This is a genomic window from Desulfobacula sp. (assembly GCF_021107415.1).
Window position 1 is genome coordinate 1 of sequence record NZ_JAIOSW010000059.1, and the last position, 6,468, is coordinate 6,468.

6 protein-coding genes are annotated in these 6,468 nt (G+C 41.7%); 1 reads left to right on the forward strand and 5 read right to left on the reverse strand.

All coding sequences use genetic code 11. The annotated features are described in order from the left end of the window. Positions 1 to 440: orotidine 5'-phosphate decarboxylase / HUMPS family protein (locus K8S13_RS03255; protein WP_291460408.1), on the forward strand; the 440-nt coding region annotated here is incomplete at its 5' end. A gap of 8 nt (positions 441 to 448) precedes the next feature. Here K8S13_RS03255 and K8S13_RS03260 read toward each other — a convergent pair. The 5 genes from K8S13_RS03260 to K8S13_RS03280 all read right to left on the reverse strand — a co-directional run. Continuing rightward, complete coding sequence (locus K8S13_RS03260) at positions 449 to 1,669, reverse strand: aspartate kinase (protein WP_291460410.1); 1,221 nt, start codon at positions 1,667 to 1,669, stop codon at positions 449 to 451. Between the two features lie 31 nt (positions 1,670 to 1,700). Beyond that, entirely contained in the window at positions 1,701 to 2,165 is a 465-nt protein-coding gene (gene tsaE, locus K8S13_RS03265) for a tRNA (adenosine(37)-N6)-threonylcarbamoyltransferase complex ATPase subunit type 1 TsaE (protein ID WP_291460412.1), read from the reverse strand. Further along, positions 2,162 to 3,727 carry an NAD(P)H-hydrate dehydratase gene (locus K8S13_RS03270; RefSeq protein ID WP_291460414.1) on the reverse strand — a complete coding sequence of 522 codons (1,566 nt, stop codon included), beginning with the start codon at positions 3,725 to 3,727 and terminating at the stop codon, positions 2,162 to 2,164. The genes tsaE and K8S13_RS03270 overlap by 4 nt, the downstream gene beginning before the upstream one ends. A gap of 35 nt (positions 3,728 to 3,762) precedes the next feature. After that, positions 3,763 to 5,487 (reverse strand): sensor histidine kinase, encoded by a 1,725-nt coding sequence (locus K8S13_RS03275; protein WP_291460416.1) that lies wholly within the window; start codon positions 5,485 to 5,487, stop codon positions 3,763 to 3,765. Positions 5,488 to 5,619: 132 nt separating this feature from the next. Beyond that, on the reverse strand, positions 5,620 to 6,468 hold an 849-nt coding region (locus K8S13_RS03280), incomplete at its 5' end, for a DUF2804 domain-containing protein (RefSeq protein ID WP_291460419.1).

A 6,468-nucleotide genomic window follows, 5' to 3' on the forward strand; every position in this document is an offset into this window, starting at 1 on the left:
AAAAAGCAGTTAAAGGGGGAAAAGGGAAAACAGGGGTTTTAGGTGTCACCCTTTTAACGGATAATGACGGGGATATAGTTAAAGCTTCCGGATTTAAAGACGAGTTTGTAAAAGACCCCCAACTTCTCGTCATACATCGGGCAAAGATGGCATATGATGCCGGGTGCAAAGGTGTTGTCTGCTCAGGTATGGAAGTCCAAGAGATAAAACAGCGTTTTGGAAAATCTTTTCTGGCTGTAACACCGGGGATCAGACCTGCATGGACGCTTCTTGAAAATGATGATCAAAAAAGGGTAACGACTCCCGGTAAAGCTGTAACCCTTGGCAGTGACCTGATAGTCATTGGCCGGCCCATAAGGGATGCTGATGATCCCGGTCTGGCTGCCCAAAAAGTAATTAAAGAGATCGAGGCAGTCCTGAACCCTTCAGACAATATATAGTATGGGGTTTATTTTTCCTGATCAAGTCCGAAGGCCGAGTGAAGCGTTCTGACTGCAAGCTCGGCATATTTTGCCAGGATGACGCAGGAGATCCTGATCTCGGAAGTACTGATTAATCGTATGTTTATATTTTCAGATGCCAGGGCCTCGAACATGGTAGCTGCCACACCGGAATGACTTTTCATCCCAAGTCCGATCACCGAAACCTTGGCAATTTCTTTAGCTGTGAGAATTTCAGCAGCACCAATCTCCTTGGCAATTTTTTCAGAAATTTCTTTTGCCCGGTCAAAGTCATCTTTGGTCACAGTAAAGGTCAGGTCTGTCTCACCGTGGGAGCGGGTATTCTGAATAATCATATCCACACTTATTTCCGCCTGGGCAAGCGGGGTGAAGATTTTTGCTGAAACACCGGGCTGGTCAGGGACACGCTTTAAAGTGATTCTTGCCTCATTCATATCTAAGGTAATACCTGATACAATAACACTTTCCATATCAGAACTCTCGTTGACGACCATTGTTCCTTCCTCCTCATTGAATGATGACCTTACATGTATGGGGACATTATATTTTTTTGCAAATTCAACAGAACGGATCTGAAGAACTTTGGCACCCAATATGGCCATTTCAAGCATTTCTTCATAGGATATTTTGTTGATTTTTCTGGCAGTACTGCAAATTCTGGGATCTGTGGTGTATACGCCATCCACATCTGTGAATATTTCACAGACATCGGCTTTCAGGGAAGAGGCAATGGCGACGGCAGATGTGTCAGACCCACCGCGACCCAGGGTGGTGATGGTGCCATCATTATCGACACCCTGAAATCCTGCAACTACTGCAATATATCCATCTTCAAGGGCCTGTTGTATATTTTTGCAGTCAATGTCCATTATTCTTGCCTTGCCCGAGGTTTTATTCGTATGAATTCCTGCCTGGAAACCAAGAAAAGATTTTGCCTTGTATCCTCTTGATTTGAGGATCATGGCAAGAAGGGCAGCCGTTGTTTGTTCACCCGTGGCGAGCAGTACGTCAAGTTCCCTTTTATCCGGTGTTTCAGAGGCCTGCTTTGCAAGAGAAATAAGATTGTCGGTTACACCTGACATGGCAGAGAGTACAACAACAACCTTGTCATCCGCATCGGATGCTTTTTGGACCCTGTCTGCAACATTATTGATACATTCAATGTCTGCAACAGAGGTTCCGCCATATTTTTGTACTCTTAAAGCCATAACAACTCCAGGAATTAATAAACTATGTAATTTATAAAGCTAATCTGCTTAACAGATTTGAGCCCAATTGTCCAGAGGCAAAAACGGAAATTATTCTGTTATATTGTTCATCAAATTTAAAATTTATTTCAATATCAAATTTAAAAGAGATACGTTTAAGAATTTCAGGCCATTCAACAACAATAATATGGGTGTCATCAACAAGATCGTCAAACCCGATATCCTCAAGCTCGTTTTCAGATTCCAGTCTATAAAGATCAAGGTGGCACAATGTTAACGAATGAATCGGATATTCATTGATGATGTTGAATGTCGGACTTGTGATATAATATTTTTCAGAAATGCCAAGACCTTTTGCAAGCCCCTGAACAAAGGTTGTCTTGCCTGCGCCCAGTTCACCTTGAAGGGCAATACAAATCCCTTGTGAGATTTCTTTGCCCACGGCTTCTCCCAATTTAAAGGTCTGGTCCGAACTCTTTGATTCTATGATTTTCATAAAAGATAGTGGTGAATGGTTTTTGGAATCATTTGAATCATATCTGTAGCAACAAAGCCGAATGCACCGATATCCTTTGAAAGAATATCTGCACAGAGGCCATGAATGTAAACACCTGCAAGACTTGCATTTTCAGGGGAAAACCCCTGGGCACAAAAGCCTGAGATCATGCCGGTCAATACATCCCCCATTCCGCCGGAAGCCATACCGGGATTGCCGGTGGGACAAATAAAGGATCTTCCGTCGGTCAGGCTGACAACGGTCCGGGCACCTTTTAAAACCAGAATGACATCATGGGCTTTTGCAAATTGTGAGGCTATGCTTATCCTGTCTGCCTGGATGTCTAAGGTTGTCATATCACAAAGCCTTGCCATTTCACCCGGGTGGGGAGTTAATATGGCAGGAACTTTTTTCTTTTTCAGGATATTTACGTTTTCAGCAATACAATTGATTGCGTCCGCATCAATAATGAGGGGGACATCACTTTTTTCAATTAGCTTATGGACAAGCTTTTTTGTGCTTTTGCGGATGCCAAGACCCGGTCCCAGGGCAAGGGCCTGTTTTCCCTTTAAAAGTGTTTGGATCTCATCAAAACAATTGTCTGATAAAATTCCTTTCTCTTTTTCAGGTAAGGGATGGGTCATGGGTTCAATGACCTGTGGTTCAATGTTTTTATTGAGGCTTTTAGCAATGCCTAGGGTTACAAGGCCTGTGCCGCACCGCATGGCTGCATTGGCGCAAAGGGATGCAGCTCCTGTTTTTCCGATTGAACCTGCAATAACAAGTAAATGGCCGTAACTGCCTTTATGGCTTTGAAAGTTCCTGGGTTTGAAACAGGCGGCAATGCCTTTTTTTTCGATCAGGGAGAGTTTAATCTCTTTTTCCCGGGCAATAAAATTTGGAATACCAATATCAATGACTTTAAGGTCACCGGTGTAGCTGTTTCCCGGATAGAGAAGTTGACCGGCCTTTGCAAAAGCAAAGGTAGCTGTGGCGTTCGCTTTTACGGCGATTCCCAGCGGCTGCCCTGTATCCGAGTGAAGGCCTGAAGGAATATCAACTGAAAAAACAGGCTGTTGGGAAGAATTTATTAATTCAATGGCATCCTTGAAAAATCCCCTGACATCTGAATTAAGACCGGTTCCCAAAATGGCATCAATGAAGAGGTCATGATGGAGAATGCGGTTTTTCTGGTTTTTAAACGTATCTGCATCCGGGATTTCAATGATGGAACAGGTTTGGGATCGATCACATAATTTTTGGGCAAGATCCATATTAACTTTTGCATCACCTTTTATTTTTTCTTTTGAAGACAGCAAAAAAGTGTTAACAACCATCCCTTTTTCCATCAGATACCGCGCGATGACAAAACCATCTCCGCCATTGTTGCCCCGGCCGGCTATCACGGCAATTCTTTTTGTTTCAATATCTTTAAATTTTTTCAGCAGAAAATCAACGGCACCCCTTCCGGCGTTTTCCATTAAAACGAGTCCGGGGATTCCAAAAGATTCTATGGTCTGCTTGTCCATATCCTGTATTTGATTTGCCGTAACAAGAAACATGTTATTCCTCCTTTAAACGGATTTAGTGAATGAAATCAGTATGGAAGTTTAATGATAAATTTAGTGTCTTTATCGGGAAAGGATTCCACCGTCATTTCACCTTTATGATCCTTGACAATAATAAAATAAGAGACCGAGAGGCCCAGACCTGTACCTTTGCCCACCGGTTTGGTGGTAAAAAAAGGTTCAAACAGCCTTTTCTGGGTCTCTTCATCCATTCCCGGACCATTGTCTTCAATTTCAATACAGGCCATGGCATTTTTTTTATAGATTCGCAATATAAACCGGGGTGCAAATGAATCATTTCTCTCTTCAAACAGGGCTTCAGCCCCATTTTTTAAAATATTTAAAAAGACCTGCTGGATTTTGCTTTTATCACACAGAACAGGGGGAGTGGATGCATCAAATTCTTCGATGATGTTGATGAGTTTGAAATCATACCGTTCTTCCAGGTTATAATCGCTTTTGGCAAGTTCAATGGTTTCTCTTAACAGCTTTGAAAGATTATGGGATTCTAATATGGAATCACTTTTCCTTGCAAAGGAAAGCATGTTTGCAACGACTCTTGCAGCCCGGTTCCCTGTCTTATTGATCATGTTCAGCTTGTTAAGGATATCCCTTTTTTCCATATAAGTCCGGATATCCCTCATTGAAATGCCGACTTCCCGGGCTGCCTTTTCATTGGCTGGTAAATCCTGGTAAATCCTGTTGTAAATAACTTGCGCATTCTGCATCATACCGGCAAGTGGGTTATTGATTTCATGGGCCATTCCTGCGGCAAGTCCTCCAATGGAAAGCATTTTTTCAGACTGTATCATCATTTCTTCCAGGCGAATTTTATCTGTGATGTCGTCCATTCGAATTACAACCCCGTCAACCCCGTTGGTGATCAAAGGATAAATAATAATATCCTCGTATCGTGTTTCCTTACCGGTAAAGTGTTTCTGTTTTAATCTGGTTTTAATTTTGTTGAATCGAATGCTCTCTTTTATTTGATCCATATTTTGGGATAGTCTCGGGAAGACATCCACAAGGCTCTTTTCTTTTGCGTCCGTGGCTTTGATACCTGTTTCAAGCTCTGCCTGGAAATTCCACTGGGTGACAAATCCTTTTTTATCCACCCCGACAAGAATGGATGGCATTGAGTTAATGATATTGTAAAGATAATTCTTCAGCATATCGCGTTCGTCAAGGGATAGTTTCCGTTCAATGGCCAGGGCAATCTGGTTGGATACGGAGATGAGAATATCAAGATCCTTATGGCTGAAATAATTCGGATTGTCGTAACTTTGCACAGCAATGATCCCAAACGGCATTTTTCTTTTGAGTAAAGGAACACCCAGCCAGATTTTGGGTGTGGTTCCCAGTATCCTCCCCTGGGCAGCTCTTTTATTTAACTGGGATTCATTCAAAAGCAGGGGGGTTCCTTTTTGTAAGACTTCCCCGGTTAATGAGTTGCTTTCAGTAAAACAATCTTCGTATTCCGAATATCCATCATATTGATCCACAAAAAAGGGGATCGAAATTTTGTCAATTTTTTTTATATAAATGGCAATGTAGAAGTTGGGTAATCCCATGAGTTTGTCCAGGGATTTATAGATGGACTCATACAGTTCATTCAGGTCAATGGTTGTGTTGACAGCATTGGAAATATCAAAAAGAGTCCGGGTCAGTTTCTCAGAGAATGCTTTCCTGTCTGCTTGTTTTTCAAGTTCTATAACACGCTGTTCAAGTTCTTCATATGTTGGTTTGTCATCCATCACATGTCCCTAAAATTTATGTAAAGCAACCCGTTTCCAACTATCCCAAAATGTGTATTAATTAAAAAATCAAATTAGTTTTACATAATTTTATTTAAATTAAAAGCCAAATTATACAGAATTTCAGGCAGTTTACCATTTGGCAAAATGCTCTTCAACCACACCGCCGACTGAAGAAAGATGGATGCAAAGATTGTCACAAGTTTTTATTGAACCCTCAAATGAACCACAGGGTTGAATGAATTTACTCTTAATAATTCCAAGATTGTCATTTGCTTTTCGGATGCCTTCGGGGTTGAACCTAAGATTGATAAGGTCATTTTTGCTTTTGATCTGCCAGGGAAGCTCAGGTTTTTTTGAATCATAGGTAAAAGTAATTTCACCCTGTTTTAAGGGTGTCCCATTAATCCACACCGTATTTTCCAGTAAACCGTTTTCATATACACCCGAGGAAAAATTAAACCCGATTTGAGTTCCATCATCTGCAAAGCCTGCACCACATGCCCAGTTCCAAAATGTTTGTCTGGGGTAAAATCCATTGGTCCAGTCAAACACGGCAAAGGTGTTTTTAGATGCAAGGTCAAAGATTTTTTTATTTACAATGATTTTCCCTCTGGCTTTCAGCCCGGCGGTTTTAGTTGTAAATGCAGGTTTGTTGTTTTTCATTGGCATTAAAAAGTGCATGGGCGATATGCCGCCATCCGGTTCAATGACCTCAATATCGGCTTTGAGAGATCTGCCCGGCAGATAAAAAGAAGCTTTGATTATACTTGGGTCTGGGCTTTTATTATGGGTAAGGATCAGGCTGCCCCTAAGGCTTTTGTAGCTGCAAATACCATTTTCAGGGTTTCGATCATATTGAACCTGTCCTACGGGGGGAAATACCAGTGAGTGGTTAATCATCTTACGCTTCTGCCGGTCAAAACCAAAGGCAAACGCACTTGAAATGTATCCAAGATGGACCACGGCACATCCGAAAAT